The sequence below is a fragment of the Aeromonas sp. S9(2024) genome (genome assembly GCF_041403185.1).
Classification (GTDB): domain Bacteria; phylum Pseudomonadota; class Gammaproteobacteria; order Enterobacterales; family Aeromonadaceae; genus Aeromonas; species Aeromonas enteropelogenes.
This window is the reverse complement of sequence record NZ_JBGLRE010000009.1, coordinates 68,783-90,235: the sequence shown is the minus strand read 5'-3', so window position 1 is coordinate 90,235 and position 21,453 is coordinate 68,783. Positions and strand designations below refer to the sequence as shown.

Sequence of the window (21,453 nt, the reverse complement as noted above, 5' to 3'; positions counted from 1 at the left end):
AAGGTCGAGGAGACGGTAGCCAGGGATGCCGCACTGCAGGTACGACTCAACGTAGATTAAATGATGTGGCTGTTATCCGATTGGGCGCATTTTCCTCTCTGGAAAGTGCGATCACAGCGGTGGCGGTCATGTAACAGGTTCAACCCAATGATGAGGTGGCAGCCCGACTGCCGCATGTGTTATGTCCAACGAATTTGAACTCGCCGTTGCAGCCCTTCGCCAGGAAGGGGTGATTGCCTATGCCACCGAGGCCGTATTTGGTTTGGGTTGTGATCCTGATTCCGAGCCGGCGGTCCAGCGCTTGCTGGCCATCAAGCAACGTCCGGTGGAGAAGGGCCTTATCCTGATCGCAGCCGAGCTGGCGCAGTTGCAGGATTATATCGACCTGGATCAGCTGACCGATGAACAGCGTCAACGGGTTGAAGAGAGCTGGCCTGGCCCCTTTACCTGGATCATGCCCGCCAAACCAAATACTCCTGCATGGTTGACTGGCCAGTTCAATACTCTGGCTGTTCGGGTGACGGCGCATCCTCAGGTGCAGGCCCTGTGCCGTGCTTTTGGCAAGCCGCTGGTCTCTACCAGTGCCAACCTGACCGGTGAGGAGCCTGCCCGCCGGGTGGCGGATATCGGAGAATTGCTGGCAAGTCAGCTGGCCTATATTCTACCCGGAGAGGTTGGTGGTCAGATGAATCCATCAGAAATCAAGGATGCCAGAACCGGCGCCATCATCCGGGCTTCCTGACCCGGGCGGGGAACCTGGCTTGGCTATGACGGGCGTCGAGGGCGCCACAATCGCACAATAACAAGGACAGGGCGAACAGATCCTGCCTCACTGGAGACAAGATGAGCAAACCGGATGTGGCCGAGGTCAAGGCCTTCCTGTTGCAGCTACAGGACGAAATCTGTCGTGGTCTGGAACAGGCCGATGGCACTGGACAGTTTGTTGAGGATGCCTGGCTGCGTGAGGGGGGCGGCGGTGGCCGAACCCGGGTGCTGCGCCATGGCGCCGTCATTGAGCAGGGTGGGGTCAACTTCTCCCACGTGTATGGTGATGCGATGCCGGCATCGGCGACCGCCCATCGTCCCGAGTTGGCAGGGCGCCGGTTCGAAGCCATGGGGGTGTCGCTGGTGATCCACCCGCACAACCCCTATGTGCCTACCAGTCATGCCAATGTCCGGTTTTTCATTGCCGAGAAAGAGGGTGAAGAACCCATCTGGTGGTTTGGGGGCGGTTTCGATCTGACGCCGTTTTATCCGTTCGAAGAGGATGTGTGGCACTGGCATCAGGTATCCCATGAGCTTTGCCAGCCCTTTGGCGAGGAGATTTACCCCGAGTTCAAGGCGTGGTGTGACCGCTATTTCTATCTCAAGCATCGCAACGAGACACGTGGGGTAGGAGGCCTCTTCTTCGATGACTTGAATCGTTGGCCGTTTGCCGACTGTTTCGCCTTCATGCAGGCGGTGGGCCGAGGCTATCTCGAGGCTTATCTGCCGATTGTCGAGCGACGCAAGGCCTTGCACTATGGTGAGCGGGAGCGAGAATTCCAGCTCTACCGACGTGGCCGCTATGTAGAGTTCAACCTGGTTTATGACCGTGGCACTTTGTTCGGGTTGCAGACAGGGGGGCGCACCGAATCCATCCTGATGTCGATGCCGCCTCTGGCGCGCTGGGAATATGACTGGCAGCCTGCTGCAGGTAGCCCGGAGGCCCTGCTCTACAGCGATTACCTCACGCCTCGAGAGTGGCTGTGACAAAAGGGGCCGCTTGCGGCCCCTTTCTGTTGCCGAGATTCGGCTTGTCCCTGAGAAGGAAAACCCGTTAAATCGGGACATCGCTCTCTGCTGGAATGCTTTGATGGATCATTATCTGGTTTTTGGCCACCCGGTGCGCCATAGCAAATCTCCCTTCATCCACACCTTGTTTGCCAGACAGACTCAACAAGAGTTGGAGTACGGGCTTGCCGAGCCTGCCGTCGATCAATTTGCTGCTGCTTTGCACGATTTTTTTGCCCAGGGGGGCAAGGGGTGCAACGTCACGGTGCCATTTAAAGAGCAGGCGTTCGCATTGGTGAATCAACTGAGCCCCAGGGCCAAGCGGGCTGGGGCCGTCAATACCATCAAGCTGACCGACGATGGAGTGTTGCTTGGAGACAATACCGACGGCGCCGGCCTGGTAGCCGACCTGAAATCCCATGGGGTGTCTCTGGCTGGTTGCCGGATCTTGTTGCTGGGTGCCGGTGGCGCGGCTCGTGGGGCCTTGGCACCGTTATTGGCAGAACAACCAGGCGAACTGGTGATTGCCAACCGTACTCACGCCAGAGCCGAACAGCTGGCTGCCGAGTTTAGTGATTTGGGCGCGGTAACGGCGCAAACTTATGAACAGCTGAGCGGAACTTTCGATCTTGTCATCAATTCAACCTCTGCCAGTTTGCAAGGTGAGTTGCCTCCGCTGTCGCCTGCTCTGATCCATGCTGATATCGCCATCTATGACATGATGTATGGTGCTACGGACACCCCATTCATCGCCTGGGCCAGGCAACAGGGGGCCCGTCATACCATGGACGGACTGGGCATGCTGGTGGAGCAAGCTGCGGAAGCGTTCACCGTGTGGCGTGGCATCCGGCCAGGTACTAAACAAGTATTGAGAGAGCTGAAGCGTAATCTGGGGATCCTATGAACCAAGGTATTCTTTTTCCCGACTTGATGGAGTGGCAAGCTCAAGAGCAGCGGGTGCACTTCCCGGCCCAGCAGATGGGTGCGCTGATCAATTGCTACATCAGCCGCCGCAGACTGGAGAAAATGACCGGGCTTGTACTAACGAAGGAAGATGACATAGTGCGGGCATTCGAAAGTGTGCGCTTTGACATTGAGGATATAGCGGAAAAACTCATTGAAGAACAAGAGTTTGGCGAAGATGGCGCCATCTATCTTTGATTTTTTCAGGTTTTTTTTCTTTGCGTCGGAACTTCCATGGCTCGCCGTGGACTAACTAGATAGTTGAGGAAGTGCTAGCTAGTCACCTTTATAACTCCCCGGTATTCGTACTGGGGATTTTTTTATCTAAATGAAAAATAAAGAATTTTTGTTCAATCTTGAGTTTGGAATTTAATTACATAAATTCCTTTCACTTTTTGCTGCTTTGTTGTACGATTCTCGGCGTAGGGTACAGAGGTAAGATGTTCTATCTTTCAGACCTTTTATTTCACGTAATTGAATGTGGCTGAATAGCAGCCCCGATGAGATTCTCGTCGGGGTGTTTTTTTATGCGCAGCGCTTAGAGTAAATACTTTAATTTGCCGGTGTATTTGTTAGAATGAGGTGCTTCTTGAGGAAATACCTATCGTCGTGGTTCTCAAGAATCAGCTTCTTCCCATTTTTTTTAACTTCTTGTTTCAGGCCGGGTGACAGCACTGTCATTCGGCCTCATTTTTATCCTATCTCGTGCGCACTGCGTAATTAAATTACAGTTTTGTCGTTTTAGGTGATTTTATTACTTCTTGAACGCACCTGCGTGAAAACGATATCAGAATTTTGAAATGTTAATTCTCTTTGAAAATTAAATATCTATCTATCTGATAATTAAGGATGGCTCTGTTTTATGCGGGTAAGGGGTGGGGGCGAGGAGAAAGAATGGAGAGAAAATATCAATCTGAAACCCTTTCAATCAGCGGAGGGGGATCTCCGCCAATTGCAAGGAAAGACGAGGATCGGATTACTCCTCGCTAGACTCCTGTTCGTCGGCATCGACGAGACCTTCATCCGCGCCGGCCAGATACCAGTCGGTCAGGGTCTTCGCCAGCTTTTCTACGCCGATATTGCTGAGTGACGAGAAGGCTTCCACCTGGATCTGCGGACCCAGGCTGGCAACAGCTTGACGTACCTTGATCACCTGATTGTTGCGGGGACCCGGGCTCAATTTGTCCGCCTTGGTCAGCAGCAACATTACCGGCAACTCGCGGTGAGTACTCCACTCCAGCATATTCATATCGGTGTCTTTGAGCGGGTGGCGAATGTCCATCAGGATCACCAGTCCTTTCAATGACTCACGACGCTGCAGATACTCTGCCAGTGACTTTTGCCACTTGAGCTTCATTTCCAGCGGAACCTGGGCATAACCGTAGCCTGGCAGGTCGACCAGACGTTTGCCCGGTTCCAGTTCGAACAGGTTGATGAGCTGGGTACGGCCCGGGGTCTTACTGGTCCGAGCCAGGTTCTTGTGTTTGGTCAAGGTGTTCAAAGCAGATGACTTGCCGGCATTGGAACGGCCTGCAAACGCGATCTCGACACCCCCATCATTTGGCAGGTGGCGGATGTCGGGTGCGCTGGTCACAAAATGCACCTTATTGAAATTCAGAATTTGTGTATCCAACGTAAATTCCCTATGGAGATAGAGGGTTATGGAGTTACTTTTTTGTAAAATAGTGTAAAATGGCGTCGCTTAAACGCGTTTATTTTAACATGCCTTCAGCGGCATGGGATCTGGAAGCCTAATAACGAAAAGTTGGAACGCCATGAAGAACCTAGTCATTACTCTTGCTCTGATGGTTGGCGTAACGGGGATGGCACAAGCCACAGGCGATGCCGCTGCGGGACAGACCAAGGCTGCTGTTTGTGCGGCTTGTCATGGACCGGACGGAAACAGCCTGGTTGATATGTACCCCAAAATTGCTGGTCAGCACGCATCATATATCAAAAAGCAGTTGATTGAACTCAAGGCAGCCGCTTCCGGCCAAACTGGTCGGGTCGCGCCCGTGATGGGGCCGATGGCATTGCCTTTGTCTGAACAGGACATGGATGATCTGGCGGCTTATTTCTCCAGCCAGAAGGTGACGCCGATCGCCGTTCCTGACGATGTCGTCGAAGCAGGCAAGGCTCTCTATATGGGAGGCGACTTGAGTCGTGGTTTGGCTGCCTGTACCGCCTGTCATGGTCCGCGCGGTTCCGGAGTCGAGCAGGCCAAGTATCCGAATTTGTCCGGGCAGCATCCGGCTTACATCAAGGATCAGTTGACCAAGTTCCGTGCTGGCACTCGGGATAACGATCCGAATGGCATGATGCGCGATGTGGCCAAGAAACTGACCGATCAAGATATCGATGTGTTGTCCAAGTATATTGCCGGACTGCACTGATTAGACGATTGCATTGTAGGGTTGCATAACGGGGAGCTTCTGCTCCCCGTTGTTTTTGCTTTCACCTTCCCATTCTCGTAATAGTCCTTGTTGTTTGTAAGAGATCTTCCATTTATCGGGTCGGCCAAGGCTCAAATATCTCTGTGTCTTTTCAAATAACCTCAATTAATCATGTAGTTAAATTGAAAATGCACTTTTATGATGCATAGAAATGATCCCTGAGTGATTGAGCCGCTTTATGGTGTTGATACCATTAATGCAAAGGATTTCTCCAAAAGGCTCATTGCAGGACGCAGTGACAACAGGATGTCAGGCATGGTGGACGCCATGGGCTCTTTGGAGTCGGCAAGGGATTGAAGGATCAGGATGGTGACCATCTCCGGAGCGGGATGGGGGGGCGGGATGCGCATTCTCCTTCGCGATAACAGGATGTTGTCGGCGTGGGTCAAGCAAGCACACGCACATTCAGGACGACTCAATAACAAGGTCAGGAAGACCCTACCCGGATATGATGTGATCATTTGCCGTTACGGACGGATGAAATACGCGGTCTTGCCATTTCGGGAGGTGTTCGCATACACATATCAAGGCAGCTTCGGCTGCCTTTTTTCTGTTGGGTCATTAACCCGGCCCGCCATTCTGTGTCAAAATACCAGCAATATGCCCAGAGGATACCGATCCTGCGGTGTTCAGTGGCCTGAAAAGGCCGGATTGGTGCGGGTTCCTGCTCTTGTTCCAGCCTCACTGCTCCCCGTATCGTGTCCCACCGGGTGACATCACCCCGGATAGGGTTCAAACCAAGTTATTTTCGGAGTTAGCCATTCATGTCTGCCAAACAACCCACTCGCAAGCCTACTGGCAAGCGCAAAGAATCAGAAGCCAGTGCTCAGGAAGGTCGTGAGCGTAAACGGGCTGCCAAACGCAAGGGGCTGAAGGCGGGCTCTCGCCAGCAGGTCGAACAGCAAGGCAAAAAATCCGGCGCCAAACAGGCAAAAGATCCTCGTATCGGCTCTCGCAAGCCGATTGCTCTGATTGTTGAAGAGAAGAGCATCAAGGCGGCAGCATCCAAGCCGGTGAAAGAGAAGAAGCTGGCGATGACTCCGGAGCAGGAACTGGCGGCCATCGAGAATGATGATCGTCTGAATGCCCTGCTGGATCGTCTCGATGCCGGTGAGACGCTGGATGCCGCCGAGCAGGCCTGGGTCGATCAGCGTGTTGATCGTTATCAGGAGCTGATGGATGAACTTGGCATCATCGACAACGACGAGGATGAAGAGGAGTTCTCCTTCGTCGATGAGGAAGCTGAATACGATGAACCTCAACAGCCGGCCTCTGAAGAGGAGCTGTGGGATCGTTTCACCCAGGTTGATTATCAACCCGAACCGAAGAAGAAGTGATGAGTGGATGGATGCTGGCCGCCCTGTTGGGCGGCCTGATTTTGTCAGGTCTGGCGATTTATGCCGGCATGCTGTTGGCCCGGCTGAAACGGCAGCAAGAGATGCAGTTACAGGCGATCAAGGCGCGTAACGAGCGGATCCTGGATAGCGTGCGAGTGATCGCCCACGCCGTGTTGGAAGGACAGTGTGATTATTCCGAAGGGGCTATTCGCCTGACCAATCTGCTGGATGCCTTGCAGATCAAGGAAGGACGCGCTTTTGCTGCTGAATTCCCGGGCCTTTATGGTCTCTACGAGAAGGTGAAAGAGATGCCGACTCACGAGGCACGCCGTGCGCTCAAACGCAACGAAGTGATGAAGCTGGATCTTGAACGCAGTGGCTATGAAGCCGAGCTGGAGACCCAGATCCTCAAGGATGTCGCCCAGTTGAAAGATCTGCAGTTGAGTCAGTGAGCCATCAATAACAAGAAGAGAGGAAGCGAGCGTGCAAGCAGAACAGATTGTGTGGGATCAGGCCCTGATCGAAAAATACAACTACAGTGGCCCGAGATATACCTCCTATCCTACCGCGCTGGAGTTCAATGAGAGCTTTGGTTACGGCGATTTTGTCCAGGCCGCCAGTCAGTATCCCGAGCGCAATCTGTCGCTCTACGTGCACATCCCTTTCTGCCACAAGCTTTGCTATTACTGCGGTTGCAACAAGGTGATCACTCGCCACCAGCACAAGGCCGATGAATACCTTGATCACCTTGAGCAAGAGATCAAGGCGCAGGCCCCCCTGTTCAAACATCGTCTGGTGACCCAACTGCATTGGGGCGGTGGTACACCAACCTATCTGAACGAGCCCCAAACCCGTCGTTTGATGGGCATGTTGCGCGAACACTTCCGGTTTGCCGAACAGGGAGAGTTCAGCATCGAGGTCGACCCCCGCGAGATCGAACTCACCATGCTGGATGTACTGCGGGAGGTTGGTTTCAACCGCATCAGCCTGGGTGTGCAGGACTTCAACAAGGATGTGCAGCTAGCCGTCAATCGCGAACAGGATAACGACTTTATTCGCGCCATGCTGGAGCGGGCGCGTGAACTCGGTTTTCGTTCTACCAACCTCGACCTTATCTATGGTCTGCCACATCAGGATCAGAGCAGCTTCCATCACACCCTGGAAGAAGTGCTCAAAACGGATCCTGCGCGTCTCTCCATCTTCAATTATGCGCATCTGCCAAGCCGTTTTGCTGCCCAGCGCAAGCTGAAAGAAGAGGATATGCCTGCGCCACAAGAGAAGTTGGCCATGCTGCAGGACACCATCGCCTTCCTGACCGGGCGGGGTTACCAGTTTATCGGCATGGATCACTTTGCCAAGCCTGATGACGAGCTGGCTGTGGCCCAGCGTGAAGGCAAGCTGCACCGCAACTTCCAGGGCTATACCACTCAGGGTGACTGTGATCTGTTGGGGTTGGGGGTTTCATCCATCAGTATGATCGGCGATGCCTATTCCCAGAACCAGAAAGAGCTCAAGACTTATTACGCCCAAGTGAACGAGCTGGGCCATGCCCAGTGGAAGGGATGCTCGCTCAATCGGGATGACCTAATCCGCCGTGAGGTAATCAAGCGGCTGATCTGCGATTTTCGTCTGAACTTTGCTGCGATAGAGCAAGAGCATGGTCTGGTTTTCAAAGAGTACTTCGCCGATGACCTCAAGCTGTTGCAGACCTTTGTCGACGATGGCCTGGTTCGTATGACCGATGAAGGCTTGGAGGTTTCGTCCACGGGGCATTTGCTCATTCGCAACATTTGCATGTGTTTCGATGTCTACTTGCGTAACAAGGCGCGCCAACAGCAGTTTTCGCGAGTGATCTGACAATACACAACGGGCGCCATTTTGGCGCCCGTTGTGTATTTGCGACTGGGAAACACGCTCGATATGGGGTGAGCGGAAAACGCAGATAAAAAGATGGGGGCGACTTGCGTCGCCCCCGGTAGTCGTATCGCTCAGATCCTTGAACGAAGTTGCTCCCTGCAATCCCTGACTGTTTACCTCTTCCTTTAGGTTTCCCCTTCCCAATCCTTTGGGGTGTCCTTTAGCCATCTTGGCCTGACGAGTCATCCTTTCTCGCCGCACTTTCTCCATCCCGGGAGGTGTCCTTTACCACATCCTGTGGTGAGTCCATTTGCCCAACCCTGGCAGCCAGTCTTCCTGACCGACTTCATCGCGTCCGTGCATGAGTAACTATAAGGATTTTCCGGTTGCGTACAACGCCAGGGTGAAAAACGTTTTTATTTTGCTAATTTAAGAAAGTGCTAATGTTTTTATTTTTTGTATAAAAACAATTAATTAAGTGTGTTGTTGTCATTTTTTAGGATCGCCTTTTCCGATTATTTCGAGGAGCTTTTACGGCATTTGCTTACGGCTTGTATGGCAGATCTCTTACATGCGCTGGTTGGTTGCTGGTGCAACAGGATAGGGGGCTTGCCAGGAATGAAGTCAGGAGGGATGCCATAGGTAATGGCGAGGTGAAAGAGGGTATTAAAGTTGCTGGTTCAGTCGCTCATAGATGGTCTGGCGCTCCTCAGGGCTAAGGGAGGCGAAGTAGTGGGTGAAAAGACGCAACAACAGGGATTTGTTCATGCCATCTTGTTGCGTCAGGCTGCCCAGCTCGCTGATGGCCGCCGTACTCATGGAGAAGGTAGCCTTTTTATAGCTGGGCTTCAGATGGTCGCCGCGCTCGATGAACGCCAACGCCGAGAGAGCCTCATCCCTGTGCAGGCTCAGTTCCAGGCTGACCACCTTGGGTTTCCCCTTGGCATAGAACTCCGCGTCCTCAATGAACTCGTCGACGGTAAATTTCTTCTGGTGATGCAGCTGGTGCTTTTTCTTCAGGTCGGCAAGGCCCATATTACACTCCCAATGTCAGAAATTCTTTGGCGATGGTCCGGATCTCCTCGGCGGATTTGCCATCCGGCTCTATCTCCATTACCGAGAGCCCCTTCTCCTCGCTGTCGTCGTAGACATTGCGGCCATAAGTAATGGCATTGAGTACATCGACGCCAAACGATGCACAGACCTCCTTCGCCTCCAGAATACGCTTTGCCTGGTTGGGCAGGGCGGGGCACTGGGTCAGCACCACGGCCGCATTGAGGGTCGGATTGACCATCTTGCAGGTCGTAATGAGATCTTCCATATGCGGCAGGGTCTTGAGATCGCGGCGTTTGGGGCGAAGGGGGATCAGGGCATGGGTAGCGACTGCCATGGTGGAGCGCAATGCCCGGTTATCCTGGCCGCCACAATCGACGATGACGTAGTCGTAGCGATTCTTCAGGCTGATGAGATCGTTGCGGATATTGCCATACAGCTGCACGCAATTGATTTGGGGCAGGTCGGGATTGTCATTGCGCTCCTGGATCCAGTCGGAGGTGGTGCGCTGCGGGTCGCAGTCGACCAGTAGTACTTCCCCCTGAAACTGGGTCCTGAGATAGACAGCCAGATTTTGTGCCAGGCAACTCTTGCCGCTGCCTCCCTTCTCTCCACCAACCAGCAGGATCATTGTCGCGCCCCTTTCCCTGATGACACAGCTGTTTTGAGTATAGGAGGGGCTTTCTTCAAGACAAGGCGAGAGGAGATGGCTCCTCTCGCGCAGCGGGCTAGTAACGCTGGATGCCACCTTGCCAGCGGCAGACATACTCGGGCACCAGCATCTGGGGAGCCTGATCGACCTGGCAGACCACCAGGGGCATGGCTGGGGCTCCCTCCGCCTGACTGATACCCGGTACCACGGGCAGCAACAGGCTGGCGAGCAGCAGTAAAGATCTCATCTTCATAACGACTCCTTGTTAACACCGTTTATATGTGATCTAAATCACTTTTTGAGTTAAGCCGAGGTTTGGAGTGGCGCAAGGAGGATGAATAAATTCAATTAATGAAAAAAGTGCCGAACTGGTCCCTCTGTCGCAGGATGAATGGTTGATTGGCAAGATGCTGGCTGTGTGCATATTCATGGAGCAAGACAGGCATCAGGAGGAGGATATGAGGCAAGGCTCATGAGGCGTGACGACAATGCCATGATCTGGAGCAAGAAAAGATTTATGCAGTGAGAATTTGAAATATGACTATTTATTTCTCTCGATAGCGGAATAAAAGCAGTGAATTATTCATAAAAGTGAATGCAACATTCACATTAAAACTAATGTTGAAGTTAATTTGTTGAAATATAACAATTTAATTGTTTTTGATTACCCCTTTAGAGAGGGAGCGGTTGAATCAAATAGATTTATTTATGAAATTTACAGGCGTTTTTTTAGTTATCTATTCATATCCTCTGAATGAGGAAATGCCATTTCTGCTACCCCAGTCAAAGATCTCTTCGTGAATTTATTCAGTTCTGAGTGAATGTGATCAATGTCTAAGTTTAACTTCATTGGCAGGTCTAACCTCGCTCTCGAAAGGCAAAGGCAGGATAGAACACAAGCCGAATACCCTACATAAAGAATATCCCGCCTTAGCCACGAGCATGAATAGAAGGAATCTATTCAATCACTCGCATGGACCACTGCTAAACGGAATATAATCATGAGCAAATTTTATGTAGGTTCTGAAGTTGGCCAACTGCGCCGTGTCATGTTGCACCGCCCCAACCTCAGTCTGAAGCGTCTGACCCCCTCCAACTGCCAGGACCTGCTGTTTGATGACGTCTTGTCTGTTGAACGCGCCGGTCAGGAGCACGACAAATTCGCTCAGGTGCTGCGCGATCAGAATGTCGAAGTTTTCCTGCTGACCAATCTGCTGGCCGAAACCCTGGATGTGCCAGAAGCCAAAGCCTGGCTGCTGCAAAACCAGGTCTCCGACTATCGCCTCGGTACTTCTTTTGCCAACGATGTGCGCTGCTTCCTGGCTGACATGCCGCATCGCGAACTGGCCCGCATTCTTTCCGGTGGCCTGACCTACTCCGAGATGCCTTACAGTGGCGTCAACATGGTAGTCGGCATGCACGCACCGACCGATTTCATCATCGAGCCGCTGCCCAACCATCTCTTTACCCGTGACACCTCCTGCTGGGTCTATGGTGGCGTCTCCATCAACCCGATGGCCAAACCGGCTCGTCGCCGCGAAACCAACCATGTGAAGGCCATCTACCGCTGGCACCCCATGTTCGCCGGTCAGGACTTCATCAAGTACTTCGGTGACGAGGAGCGTGACTACGACAACTCCACCATCGAAGGGGGTGACGTACTGGTCATCGGCCGCGGCTCCGTGCTCATCGGTATGTCCGAGCGCACCACTCCGCAAGGGGTTGAGCACCTGGCCCGCAACCTGTTCAAACACGGTCAGGCCAAACAGGTCATTGCCATGGAACTGCCGAAACACCGCAGCTGCATGCACCTGGATACCGTCATGACCCACATGGATATCGACACCTTCTCCGTCTATCCGGAAGTCATCCGTAAAGATGTGAACTGCTGGAGCCTGACTCCGGGTGGTGCTACCGGCATGAACATCAAGGAAGAGGGTTACTTCGTCACCGCCATCGAGAAGGCCCTGGGCGTGGATCAGCTCAAGCTCATCACCACTGGTGGCGACAGCTTCGAGGCCGAGCGCGAGCAGTGGAACGATGCCAACAACGTACTGACCGTACGTCCTGGCGTGGTCGTGGGTTACGAGCGCAACACCTACACCAACGAGAAGTACGACAAAGCTGGCATCACAGTTCTGCCCATCCCGGGTGAAGAACTGGGCCGTGGCCGCGGCGGCGCCCGCTGCATGAGCTGCCCGATGGAACGCGACAGCATCTGATGATACGGCGTGGCGCCGGCAGAGGCTGGCGCCACACAGACAAGCACACGAGATCAACCACTATGAAAAAACCAACTGTCGTCGTCGCTCTGGGTGGTAATGCACTGCTCCGTCGTGGTGAGCCGCTTGAAGCCGACATCCAGCGCAAGAATATTGCAACTGCCGCCAAGACCATCGCTCGCATCGCCGAGGAGTACAACGTGGTGCTGGTGCACGGCAACGGCCCGCAAGTCGGCCTGCTCGCCCTGCAAAACAGCGCCTATACCAAGGTTTCTCCCTATCCCCTGGATGTGCTGGGCGCCGAGTCCCAGGGCATGATCGGCTACATGCTGATCCAGGAGCTGAAGAACCTGATGCCGAGCCGCAACGTCACCGCCCTGCTGACCCAGGTGCAGGTAGACCCGCAGGATCCGGCGTTCGCCAATCCGACCAAATTTATCGGCCCCGTCTATGAAGAAGCCGAAGCCCGCACCCTGGCCGAAGAGAAGCACTGGGTGGTCAAGGCTGACGGCAAGTTCTTCCGCCGCGTCGTGCCGTCCCCGCTGCCCCAGCGGATCGTGGAAGGCGATGCCATCGAAACCCTGATCGCCCAGGGCCACCTCATCATCTGTACCGGTGGTGGTGGTATTCCGGTGACCTGGAACGGCCAGACTCTGACCGGTATCGAAGCCGTCATCGACAAGGACATGTCTGCCGCCTACCTGGCCAAGCAGATCAAGGCCGACGCCCTGCTGATCCTGACAGACGCCGATGCCGTCTATCTGGATTGGGGCAAGCCGACCCAGCACCCGCTGCGGGTCACCAGCCCGGACGAGCTGGCTGGCGTCAAGTTCGATGCCGGTTCCATGGGGCCGAAGATCGAAGCGTCCTGTGAATTTGTCAAAGCGACCGGTGGCATGGTCGGGATCGGTTCTCTGGAAGATGGCCTGGCCATCCTCAAGGGTGAAGCCGGTACCAATATCGTCGCCACTCGCACCGTGAATGCGTAGTCAATAACACTGCCCAAATTGGTCTGAATAAATATAGAGAGAACTCATCATGGCTTTTAATCTGCGTAACCGTAACTTCCTGAAACTGCTGGACTTCACCCCGCGCGAAATCCAATACATGATCGACCTGGCCATCGACCTGAAAAAAGCCAAATACGGTGGCTACGAGCGCAAGCACCTGGTCGGCAAAAACATCGCCCTGATCTTCGAAAAAACCTCTACCCGTACCCGTTGTGCCTTTGAAGTGGCGGCCTTCGACCAGGGTGCCCAGGTTTCCTACCTTGGCCCGAGCGGTTCCCAGATCGGTCACAAGGAGTCCATGAAGGACACCGCCCGTGTACTGGGCCGCATGTATGACGGTATCGAATACCGTGGCTACGGCCAGGAAATCGTGGAAGAGCTGGGTGCCTATGCCGGTGTACCGGTATGGAACGGCCTGACCAACGAGTTCCACCCGACCCAGATCCTGGCCGACTTCATGACCATGCTGGAGCACGGCAAGGGCAAGCGTCTGGATCAAATCAAGTTCGCCTACCTGGGTGATGCCCGCAACAACATGGGTAACTCCCTGATGGTCGGTGCTGCCAAGATGGGCATGGACATCCGCCTGGTTGCGCCGAAAGCTTTCTGGCCGGAAGAAGAGCTGGTTGCCCAGTGCCGCCAGATCGCCGAAGAGACCGGGGCCCGTATTCACCTGACCGAAGATGTGAAAGAGGGCGTGCTGGGTGCCGACTTCCTTTACACCGACGTCTGGGTATCCATGGGTGAAGCGAAAGAAGCCTGGGATCAGCGCGTGAAACTGATGACTCCGTATCAGGTCAACATGGACGTCATCAACGCCACCAAGAACCCGGATGTGAAGTTCATGCACTGCCTGCCGGCGTTCCACAACGATGAAACCACCATGGGCAAGGAAGTGGCTGACAAATATGGCATGAAAGGCCTGGAAGTGACCGAGGACGTGTTCGAATCCGAGCACAGCATCGTGTTCGACGAGGCCGAAAACCGGATGCACACCATCAAGGCAGTGATGGTTGCTACGCTGGGCGACTAAGGTCGCAGTAGTGGTGCCGGGGGGTGACCCCCGGCTTTTCGACCATGTGACAGCGGAACAATACCTCTAACCCTACAACCCGCAGCCAGCATGGATACCACACCACAGAAGGAAGCTGGACCATGACCAAATTCAAGTTCCCGTCAGCCTACACGATACTGTTTGTGCTGATCGCCCTGGTAGCCGCCCTGAGCTGGGTAGTGCCTGCCGGCAAATACGAGATGACCATGAACGAAGCCCTCGGCAAGGAAGTGCCGGTGGCGGGTACCTACAAGCAAGTTGAGAGCAATCCCCAGGGGATCGTCGACGTGCTGCTGGCCCCTATCGATGGTCTCTACAACCACGATACCTATGAGGCAGGCGCCATCGACGTCTCCCTCTTCATCCTGATCATCGGTGGCTTCCTCGGCATCGTGACCAAGACTGGCGCCATCGACGCCGGTATCGAGCGTGTCACCGATCGCCTGCGCGGCCGCGAAGAGTGGATGATCCCCATCCTGATGGCGCTGTTCGCCGCAGGGGGCACCATCTACGGCATGGCGGAAGAGTCCCTGCCGTTCTACACCCTGCTGGTACCGGTGATGATGGCCGCCCGTTTTGACCCGGTCGTCGCCGCCGCTACCGTGCTGCTCGGTGCCGGTATCGGTACCCTGGGCTCCACCATCAACCCGTTTGCTACCGTTATCGCCGCCAACGCCGCCGGCATCTCCTTCACCGACGGTATCTGGCTGCGCGTGGCCATGCTGATCGCCGGCTGGCTGATCTGCGTTGCCTACGTGATGCGTTACGCCAAGATGGTGCGCAACGATCCAAGCAAGTCCCTGGTGGCTGACAAGTGGGAAGAGAACCGTGCCCACTTCCTCGGCAACAAGAGCGACGAGATGCTGGAGTTCACCACTACCCGCAAAATCGTGCTTGGTATCTTCGTCGCCGCCTTCGCCGTGATGATCTACGGTGTGGCCGTACTGGGCTGGTGGATGGCCGAGATTTCCGGTGTGTTCCTGGCTTCCGCCATCATCGTGGGCCTCATCTCCCGCATGAGCGAGGAAGAGCTGACCTCCAACTTTATTGATGGTGCCCGTGACCTGCTCGGTGTTGCCCTCATCATCGGTATCGCCCGCGGTATCGTGGTGGTGATGGACAACGGCATGATCACCCACACCATCCTGAACAGCGCAGAAGGGATCGTGACCGGCCTCTCCACCGTGGTGTTCATCAACGTGATGTTCGCGCTGGAAGTGGTGCTCTCCTTCCTGGTGCCGTCCTCTTCCGGTCTGGCCGTGCTGACCATGCCGATCATGGCGCCGCTGGCTGACTTCGCCAACGTGGGTCGCGACCTGGTAGTGACTGCCTATCAGTCCGCCTCCGGTCTGGTGAACCTGGTAACCCCGACCTCCGCCGTGGTCATGGGTGGCCTGGCCATCGCCAAGGTGCCGTATGTGCGCTGGCTGAAGTGGGTCGCGCCGCTGCTCGGCATCCTGACCATACTGATCGTGGTCTGCCTGAGCGTGGGCACCCTGATCTGACCACCCTCTTTCCATATTCAAACGGGAGCCTTAAGGCTCCCGTTTTTTATATGTGCAACAGGCGGCTGTGGTTCTATCGCCTGGGTCTTGGGTCACAAGGGTAGGGGCAAGTGAAACGGAAGTGCGCTCCCGGCGACAAGCAGGCAATAAAAAGGCGACCCTGGGGTCGCCTCGCTGCATGCGGGGGAGGGGTTTAGCGCGCCTGCTCCAGGGTACGCACCACGGCGGCATGGGCCTGGCGGGTGCGGCTGATGTGGCGGGGGGCGACCAGTACCACGTCGTTGCCCGCGACGGCGCCCATGATCTCCGGATTGGCATTGCGATCCAGCAGACGGGCCACCACGGTGGCGGCGCCCGGGGTGGTATGGATCAACACCATCTGCTGGTTGTGCACCACGGCGCGCACCATCTCGTGGATGGAGCGGGTGCTACCGGCCGGTTCCAGCTGTTCGTCCACCAGGGTGTAGACCTTCTTGCCGTTGGCATTTTGCGCCTTGGCGACGCCGAGACGGCGCAGCAGGCGGGAGATGGTGGACTGGCTGATATCGGCGAAGCCGCGCTCCGACAGCTCGCGACGGATCTCTTCCTGAGTGCTGTAACAGTGCTGGCCGATGATCTGGCGACAGGCATCCAGCTGGGCCAGTTCGGGCTCCTGGGCAACGGGGCGGCTGAGTGTTTTGACCACGGCAACTTCCTTTGACGATGACAGGAAACAAGTGCTCGATATCTGCCATATTCGCTGGTTAGCAGCAAAAAATACTGGCAATCATGATGCTGGCAGGGAATGAGCTGGGATAACCATCTTTGGATGGCAAATTATAACTGACTGGGAATCTGGTGATGTGACAGGGTTCAAAAATGGGCCCCGTAGGGCCCATTCAGATATCAATAACGCTCGCTGACGATATCCTGGGTGAAGGACTTCTCGCAGTACTTGCACTTCATCCGGACCACACCTTTTACCTCGCGTACCCGGAAGTAGCTGTCCACCGGCTCGTTGTGGGAGATGCAGTTGGAGTTGGGGCAGTGGAACACGCCGGCGATGAACTCGGGCAGTTCCAGCTGGTGCTTCTTCACCACGTTGAAGTCTTCGATGATATTGACGGTCGCTTTGGGGGCGAACAGCGCCAGCTGGTTGGCCTGCTGTTCGGTCAGGCGGGTGTTCTCGATCTTGATGAGGTCTTTCTTGCCCAGCGCGCCGGATTTCAGGTTGAAGCCGACGGTGATCCGCTCCTGGGTCTCCACCAGCTGGAACAGCTTGAGGATCTTGATGCCCTGGCCGGCGGGGACGTGGTCGATGACGGAGCCGTGACGGATGGCTTCGACTTGCAGTTGGTTCTTCTCAGACATGATGTTCCCCTCAGACAGTTTCGTTCAGTACCAGTGCCAGCAGAGCCTGGCGTGCATAGACCCCGTTTTCCGCCTGCTCGAAGTAGTAGGCGTGGGGAGTCTTGTCGACCGCCACATCGATCTCGTCGACGCGGGGCAGGGGGTGCAGGATCTTCATGGTGGGCTTGGCCCCTTCCAGGGTGGCCACTTCCAGCACGAACTTGGCGGCCATGTGCTTGTATTCGGTCTCGTCGAAGCGCTCTTTCTGGACGCGGGTCATGTAGAGGATGTCCAGCTCGGGCATCACCTCTTCCATGGTCTCGTGGACGCTGAACTGGATGCCTTTCTCTTCCAGCTCCTCGCAGATGTAGTCCGGCATCGCCAGCGCTTCCGGGGAGATGAAGAAGAAGCGGCAGTTGAACAGACTCAGGGCCTGGGCCAGGGAGTGCACGGTGCGGCCATATTTCAGGTCACCGACGAAGGCGACGTTGAGGCCATCCAGCTTGCCCTGGGTCTCGCGGATGGAGAAGAGGTCGAGCAGGGTCTGGGTTGGATGCTGGTTGGAACCATCACCGCCATTGATGACCGGCACGCGAGAGAACTCGGAGGCGAGGCGGGCTGCGCCTTCCTTCGGGTGACGCATCACTACCGCATCGCTGTAGGAGCCGATGATCTTGATGGAGTCGGCCAGGGTCTCGCCCTTCTTGGCGCTGGTGTTGCCACCGTCGGCAAAGCCGATGATGTTGCCGCCCAGGCGCTGGACCGCGGTCTCGAACGAGAGGCGGGTGCGGGTTGACGCTTCGAAGAAGCAGCTGGCGACCAGCTTGTTTTGCAACAGGCTGGTGTTGGGTTCAGCCTTCAACCGTTGTGCGGTTTCGACTACCAGTTCCATTTCGGGCCGGGTCAGGTCCGAGATGGAGATGACATGTTTCTTATAGAGTGGATTGGTCATCGTCTGCATTCCCTTTGGCATCAATGAAGGTTTTTCAGGCACAAAAAAAAGCCCCTGAAACAGGGGCTTTTTTCAAAAAATAACGGGAGATCTTTGGGTCGGAAACCGGAAACAACGGGGCCGCACTGGTGTGTTCCACCCGTTTGCAAGGCTGTTGTTTGCAATAAAAACGGCATCTTATGTCCCGACCTTTTTCAAAACCGGAAAGATTATAGGGCTGGTTTTTTATTTGTCAAAATTTTATTTCAGATGCCTTTTTGGTGCTGAAAAACGTTTGTGTGTCGTGAAGTTGCCGGCAAACCCACACCTGGTGTTCGCTTTGCAATGGCTCTCTGTCACGGGCCATGGCGCGCAGATAACCGAGTCTGTGGTGTCCCTCCAGCAGACAGCAGGGACCTGGCAGTGGCTGTCCACTCGGGTGGTGATCCTTTTCCCCCGGGATCAGCACTATGATGGGTTCGGGCCAGGTGCCATGGCCCAGCATGTAGTCACCTAGCCAGGAGCGACGCACGTAACGATTGTTTTGCAGCATCTCGCCCCAGCGTTCGATCACCTCCATATGACGGGAGTCGACTTGCGTGATCAGGCGCTCGGTGGGCCAGCGCTCGCACTCGAAGCGGTAGTTGGCGAGATCGATAAAGCTCCAGTTGGACTCAAAACCGCGCCAATGGCGATAAATCCACTGAGAAAGCACATTTTCCGGAATAAAGGGCACCAGCGGGGCTACCCGGGCAAGATAATCGGACAGCGACTCCGTCTTGCTTTCATCCCTGAAGTTGAGCGGCGCCAGTTGCTGGAGCAATCGGTAATTGAGCATGGACAACCTCCCTGTTCCACACTTTACCCTACCCCCATTTATGGCCCATTCCTACCCTGATGAGGCTGCAAATACAGCAAGTTATCCCGCATTGCTGCGCAAATCACCGCGACTTGTTCGGGATTTGTGCAATCACAGCGAAAGTGTGAAAAAAGCCTTTACCTTTGATCTCCACTTTGTATACTACGCCTCGTTTGTTGCAGGGGCGTAGTTCCAATTGGTAGAACAGCGGTCTCCAAAACCGATGGTTGCGGGTTCGAGTCCTGCCGCCCCTGCCATTTTCAGAAAGGCCAGCTCATTGAGCTGGCCTTTCGCATTTCTGCACCTTCCTTATTCGCACTTTCTGACCCCATTTGCCCTCTGCGTCGCTGTCATCAATCTGGCGGCATACCTCTGCTTGTCAGCATGGAATTTTGTCTCTTTTCTCACCGATAGCGCCTTGTGTTGTTGATGGATGTGAAAATATACAGATTCACTAAAGTCTGTTCATCTCGCCGCCGATAACCACAAATGAGTAGGGCCTTTCCCTGCCCGATACAACAACAAGGATTCGTAGTCATGACACTCTCTTTGCGCGGCAAATTGCTGGCAACCAGCCTTGGCGTGGTGCTGCTGATGGCATCACTGCTCGGTGTGGTGGCATTTCACACCCTCAAATCCCGGACCATGAACGCTATCCAGAGCGAAGCGGTCAACTATGGTCACGCCTATTCGGTGGCCATCGGTGACTGGATGGCGGACCGCAAGAATGTGGTGCACGCCCTGGTCAGCCTGATCGCCGACAATCCCCAGGCCGAACTGGTACCTCACCTGAAGCAGGCCTTCACCTCGGGGGGCTTCGGGCTCACCTATTTCGGTTCGGAGCAGGGGGTGATGACCCGCCAGGATCCCTCGCTCAATACCGGCAACTATGACCCTCGCGAGCGCCCCTGGTATCAGGATGCGGTCAAGGCGGGCCAACTCATCATCACGGCCCCCTATGTCAGCGTCACCATGCAGAAGCTGGTGGTGACCCTCTCCGAGCCGGTTCGTCATCAGGGTGAGCTGGTGGGGGCAGTGGGGGCGAATCTGGCGCTAGACAAGCTGATCGATGAAGTTCTGGCGATGCAGGTGCAGGGGGAAGGCTACGCCATGCTGCTCGACAACAGCGGCCTGATTGTCGGCCACCCGAACAAGAAGCTGGCGCTCAAGCAGGTCTCCGAGCTGGCGCCTGATCTGTCGGCCGCCACCTTCCAGCAGTGGGGACGTGAAAACAGCGAGCTGCATGCCGCCAACATAGATGGTCGTGATGTATTGCTGGCGGTGCAGCCAGTGCCAGGCACCGACTGGTTGCTCGCCATGGTGATGTACCGCGACGTGCTGGAAGCGCCACTTACTACCCTGTTGTGGCAACTGATGGGGTTGACCCTGGTGTTGTTGCTGCTGTTCAGCACCCTGCTGACCGCCCTGTTCAAATATCTGTTTGCGGATCTGGGCCGGGTGGCAAACGCCTTGCACGACATCGCCCATGGCGAGGGGGATCTCACCGTTCATATCAAGACCCGCAGTCAGGATGAGGTGGGCCAGCTTGCCGAGAGCTTCAACCAGTTTGTGGCTCGTTTGCACGGCATCGTCAGCCGGCTGCGGGACGTCACCCTGGAGCTGGCTGGCCAGTCCCGCACCCAGGCCGCCGGCGCCCATGCCCGTAGTCAGCGGGTACGCCAGCAGCAGGACGAGATCGTCATGGTGGCCACCGCAGTGACCGAGATGGCCTCCGCTACCCAGGAGATCGCTGGCAATGCCGAGTTTGCGGCCACTACCGCCGGAGAAGCGGTGCAGCTGGCCGTCGCCGGTCAATCCCAGGTGGGCCAGAGCCAGCGCAGCATCACCGGGCTCGCAGATGAAGTGGCCGATGCCAGCCAGGTCATCCATGAACTGGATTCCCATGCCCAGAAGATCAGCGGCATTCTGGCGACCATCAGCGGGATCGCCGAGCAGACCAATCTGCTGGCGCTCAACGCCGCCATCGAAGCGGCCCGGGCTGGCGAACAGGGCCGCGGCTTTGCGGTAGTGGCGGACGAAGTGCGGGTGCTGTCGCGCCGCACCCACGACTCTACCGCCGAGATCCAGCAGATGATCGAGACCCTGCAACAGACTACCCGGCGCGCGGTCGACGGCATGGAGACCAGCCGTCAGCTGGCAGGCACCAGCGTGGAGGATGCCGAGTCCGCCAACCACAGCCTGGCCCGGATCAACGAGGCAATCGGCTCCATCAGCGACATGGCGACCCAGATCGCAGCGGCGGCCGAAGAGCAGACCTCGGTCACCAGCGAGATCAGCCGCAACACCGAGAACATTCGCCACGTCTCCCAGGAGCTGGCCGAGCAGGCAGGTGCAGAGGCAGCCCAGGCGGCCGAGCTCAAGGCACTGACCGAGCGGCTGGAGCAGGAGATAGGCCGCTTCCGGCTCTGACCTCCCGGTTATTTTCATGAAAAAG

General features: G+C 55.7%; 21 protein-coding genes and 1 tRNA gene. 14 read left to right on the top strand and 8 right to left on the bottom strand.

Annotated elements, in window-relative coordinates; all coding sequences use genetic code 11:
* The first annotated feature begins 181 nt into the window (after positions 1–181).
* From ACB028_RS15190 to ACB028_RS15175, 4 genes are all read left to right on the top strand, one after another.
* Positions 182–742: a Sua5/YciO/YrdC/YwlC family protein gene (locus ACB028_RS15190; protein ID WP_371144632.1), complete on the top strand. Its 561-nt coding sequence runs from the start codon at positions 182–184 to the stop codon at positions 740–742.
* A 101-nt stretch (positions 743–843) separates the two neighbouring features.
* Positions 844–1,752 (top strand): oxygen-dependent coproporphyrinogen oxidase, encoded by a 909-nt coding sequence (gene hemF, locus ACB028_RS15185; RefSeq protein ID WP_371144631.1) that lies wholly within the window; start codon positions 844–846, stop codon positions 1,750–1,752.
* Between the two features lie 103 nt (positions 1,753–1,855).
* A complete protein-coding gene (gene aroE / locus ACB028_RS15180; RefSeq protein ID WP_371144630.1) occupies positions 1,856–2,677 on the top strand; it encodes a shikimate dehydrogenase in 822 nt (273 codons plus the stop codon).
* The gene (locus ACB028_RS15175; protein WP_201942237.1) at positions 2,674–2,934 is read left to right on the top strand and encodes a DUF1488 domain-containing protein; all 261 of its coding nucleotides are present in this window, start codon (positions 2,674–2,676) and stop codon (positions 2,932–2,934) included. Before aroE ends, ACB028_RS15175 begins: the two co-directional genes overlap by 4 nt.
* A gap of 778 nt (positions 2,935–3,712) precedes the next feature.
* Here ACB028_RS15175 and yihA read toward each other — a convergent pair.
* Positions 3,713–4,369, bottom strand: a complete 657-nt coding sequence (gene yihA, locus ACB028_RS15170) for a ribosome biogenesis GTP-binding protein YihA/YsxC (protein ID WP_026456286.1) — start codon at positions 4,367–4,369, stop codon at positions 3,713–3,715.
* A gap of 142 nt (positions 4,370–4,511) precedes the next feature.
* On the opposite strand from yihA, the gene ACB028_RS15165 reads away from it, so the two are divergent.
* The 4 genes from ACB028_RS15165 (at position 4,512) to hemN (ending at position 8,383) form a co-directional block, all read left to right on the top strand.
* Positions 4,512–5,129: a cytochrome c gene (locus ACB028_RS15165; RefSeq protein WP_026456285.1), complete on the top strand. Its 618-nt coding sequence runs from the start codon at positions 4,512–4,514 to the stop codon at positions 5,127–5,129.
* 824 nt (positions 5,130–5,953) lie between these two features.
* Positions 5,954–6,526 carry a Der GTPase-activating protein YihI gene (gene yihI / locus ACB028_RS15160; RefSeq protein ID WP_371144629.1) on the top strand — a complete coding sequence of 191 codons (573 nt, stop codon included), beginning with the start codon at positions 5,954–5,956 and terminating at the stop codon, positions 6,524–6,526.
* An 11-nt stretch (positions 6,527–6,537) separates the two neighbouring features.
* Positions 6,538–6,978: a DUF2489 domain-containing protein gene (locus tag ACB028_RS15155; RefSeq protein WP_042025274.1), complete on the top strand. Its 441-nt coding sequence runs from the start codon at positions 6,538–6,540 to the stop codon at positions 6,976–6,978.
* 31 nt (positions 6,979–7,009) lie between these two features.
* Positions 7,010–8,383, top strand: a complete 1,374-nt coding sequence (gene hemN / locus ACB028_RS15150; RefSeq protein WP_371144628.1) for an oxygen-independent coproporphyrinogen III oxidase — start codon at positions 7,010–7,012, stop codon at positions 8,381–8,383.
* Positions 8,384–9,049: 666 nt separating this feature from the next.
* On the opposite strand, the gene ACB028_RS15145 is transcribed toward hemN, so the two are convergent.
* From ACB028_RS15145 to ACB028_RS15135, 3 genes are all read right to left on the bottom strand, one after another.
* Positions 9,050–9,418 carry a hypothetical protein gene (locus ACB028_RS15145; protein ID WP_042025272.1) on the bottom strand — a complete coding sequence of 123 codons (369 nt, stop codon included), beginning with the start codon at positions 9,416–9,418 and terminating at the stop codon, positions 9,050–9,052.
* A gap of 1 nt (position 9,419) precedes the next feature.
* Positions 9,420–10,067, bottom strand: coding sequence for an AAA family ATPase (locus tag ACB028_RS15140; RefSeq protein WP_026456280.1), 648 nt, complete (start codon positions 10,065–10,067; stop codon positions 9,420–9,422).
* Between the two features lie 97 nt (positions 10,068–10,164).
* Positions 10,165–10,335: a hypothetical protein gene (locus tag ACB028_RS15135; protein WP_371144666.1), complete on the bottom strand. Its 171-nt coding sequence runs from the start codon at positions 10,333–10,335 to the stop codon at positions 10,165–10,167.
* 754 nt (positions 10,336–11,089) lie between these two features.
* Here ACB028_RS15135 and arcA point away from each other — a divergent pair.
* The 4 genes from arcA to ACB028_RS15115 all read left to right on the top strand — a co-directional run bounded on the left by arcA (position 11,090) and on the right by ACB028_RS15115 (position 15,879).
* Positions 11,090–12,310, top strand: a complete 1,221-nt coding sequence (gene arcA / locus ACB028_RS15130; protein WP_026456279.1) for an arginine deiminase — start codon at positions 11,090–11,092, stop codon at positions 12,308–12,310.
* A 62-nt stretch (positions 12,311–12,372) separates the two neighbouring features.
* Positions 12,373–13,299 (top strand): carbamate kinase, encoded by a 927-nt coding sequence (gene arcC, locus ACB028_RS15125; RefSeq protein ID WP_026456278.1) that lies wholly within the window; start codon positions 12,373–12,375, stop codon positions 13,297–13,299.
* A gap of 49 nt (positions 13,300–13,348) precedes the next feature.
* The gene (argF, locus tag ACB028_RS15120; protein ID WP_042025270.1) at positions 13,349–14,353 is read left to right on the top strand and encodes an ornithine carbamoyltransferase; all 1,005 of its coding nucleotides are present in this window, start codon (positions 13,349–13,351) and stop codon (positions 14,351–14,353) included.
* A gap of 122 nt (positions 14,354–14,475) precedes the next feature.
* Complete coding sequence (locus ACB028_RS15115) at positions 14,476–15,879, top strand: YfcC family protein (protein WP_026458484.1); 1,404 nt, start codon at positions 14,476–14,478, stop codon at positions 15,877–15,879.
* Between the two features lie 193 nt (positions 15,880–16,072).
* Here the strand turns inward: ACB028_RS15115 and ACB028_RS15110 are convergent, their stop codons facing one another.
* The 4 genes from ACB028_RS15110 to ACB028_RS15095 form a co-directional block, all read right to left on the bottom strand.
* Positions 16,073–16,564, bottom strand: a complete 492-nt coding sequence (locus ACB028_RS15110) for an arginine repressor (protein WP_042025268.1) — start codon at positions 16,562–16,564, stop codon at positions 16,073–16,075.
* A gap of 200 nt (positions 16,565–16,764) precedes the next feature.
* Positions 16,765–17,229 carry an aspartate carbamoyltransferase regulatory subunit gene (gene pyrI / locus ACB028_RS15105; RefSeq protein ID WP_026455957.1) on the bottom strand — a complete coding sequence of 155 codons (465 nt, stop codon included), beginning with the start codon at positions 17,227–17,229 and terminating at the stop codon, positions 16,765–16,767.
* A 10-nt stretch (positions 17,230–17,239) separates the two neighbouring features.
* Entirely contained in the window at positions 17,240–18,160 is a 921-nt protein-coding gene (pyrB, locus tag ACB028_RS15100) for an aspartate carbamoyltransferase (RefSeq protein WP_042025267.1), read from the bottom strand.
* 232 nt (positions 18,161–18,392) lie between these two features.
* A complete protein-coding gene (locus tag ACB028_RS15095) occupies positions 18,393–18,977 on the bottom strand; it encodes a hypothetical protein (RefSeq protein ID WP_371144627.1) in 585 nt (194 codons plus the stop codon).
* A 201-nt stretch (positions 18,978–19,178) separates the two neighbouring features.
* Here ACB028_RS15095 and ACB028_RS15090 point away from each other — a divergent pair.
* Positions 19,179–19,255: transfer RNA gene (locus ACB028_RS15090), tRNA-Trp, on the top strand.
* A 280-nt stretch (positions 19,256–19,535) separates the two neighbouring features.
* Positions 19,536–21,428, top strand: a complete 1,893-nt coding sequence (locus ACB028_RS15085; RefSeq protein ID WP_342013668.1) for a methyl-accepting chemotaxis protein — start codon at positions 19,536–19,538, stop codon at positions 21,426–21,428.
* Positions 21,429–21,453 lie beyond the last annotated feature (25 nt).

What these genes read in the sequence shown, in the direction of transcription:
- ACB028_RS15165 (WP_026456285.1), top strand. Translation starts at nt 4,512, where the DNA reads ATGAAGAACCTAGTCATTACTCTTGCTCTGATGGTTGGCGTAACGGGG.
- ACB028_RS15175 (WP_201942237.1), top strand. Translation starts at nt 2,674, where the DNA reads ATGAACCAAGGTATTCTTTTTCCCGACTTGATGGAGTGGCAAGCTCAA.
- ACB028_RS15145 (WP_042025272.1), bottom strand. Translation starts at nt 9,418, where the DNA reads ATGGGCCTTGCCGACCTGAAGAAAAAGCACCAGCTGCATCACCAGAAG.
- hemF (WP_371144631.1), top strand. Translation starts at nt 844, where the DNA reads ATGAGCAAACCGGATGTGGCCGAGGTCAAGGCCTTCCTGTTGCAGCTA.
- pyrI (WP_026455957.1), bottom strand. Translation starts at nt 17,229, where the DNA reads ATGTCTGAGAAGAACCAACTGCAAGTCGAAGCCATCCGTCACGGCTCC.
- pyrB (WP_042025267.1), bottom strand. Translation starts at nt 18,160, where the DNA reads ATGACCAATCCACTCTATAAGAAACATGTCATCTCCATCTCGGACCTG.
- ACB028_RS15155 (WP_042025274.1), top strand. Translation starts at nt 6,538, where the DNA reads ATGCTGGCCGCCCTGTTGGGCGGCCTGATTTTGTCAGGTCTGGCGATT.
- ACB028_RS15190 (WP_371144632.1), top strand. Translation starts at nt 182, where the DNA reads ATGTCCAACGAATTTGAACTCGCCGTTGCAGCCCTTCGCCAGGAAGGG.
- arcC (WP_026456278.1), top strand. Translation starts at nt 12,373, where the DNA reads ATGAAAAAACCAACTGTCGTCGTCGCTCTGGGTGGTAATGCACTGCTC.
- ACB028_RS15140 (WP_026456280.1), bottom strand. Translation starts at nt 10,067, where the DNA reads ATGATCCTGCTGGTTGGTGGAGAGAAGGGAGGCAGCGGCAAGAGTTGC.
- yihI (WP_371144629.1), top strand. Translation starts at nt 5,954, where the DNA reads ATGTCTGCCAAACAACCCACTCGCAAGCCTACTGGCAAGCGCAAAGAA.
- arcA (WP_026456279.1), top strand. Translation starts at nt 11,090, where the DNA reads ATGAGCAAATTTTATGTAGGTTCTGAAGTTGGCCAACTGCGCCGTGTC.
- ACB028_RS15085 (WP_342013668.1), top strand. Translation starts at nt 19,536, where the DNA reads ATGACACTCTCTTTGCGCGGCAAATTGCTGGCAACCAGCCTTGGCGTG.
- aroE (WP_371144630.1), top strand. Translation starts at nt 1,856, where the DNA reads ATGGATCATTATCTGGTTTTTGGCCACCCGGTGCGCCATAGCAAATCT.
- ACB028_RS15115 (WP_026458484.1), top strand. Translation starts at nt 14,476, where the DNA reads ATGACCAAATTCAAGTTCCCGTCAGCCTACACGATACTGTTTGTGCTG.
- ACB028_RS15135 (WP_371144666.1), bottom strand. Translation starts at nt 10,335, where the DNA reads ATGAGATCTTTACTGCTGCTCGCCAGCCTGTTGCTGCCCGTGGTACCG.
- argF (WP_042025270.1), top strand. Translation starts at nt 13,349, where the DNA reads ATGGCTTTTAATCTGCGTAACCGTAACTTCCTGAAACTGCTGGACTTC.
- ACB028_RS15095 (WP_371144627.1), bottom strand. Translation starts at nt 18,977, where the DNA reads ATGCTCAATTACCGATTGCTCCAGCAACTGGCGCCGCTCAACTTCAGG.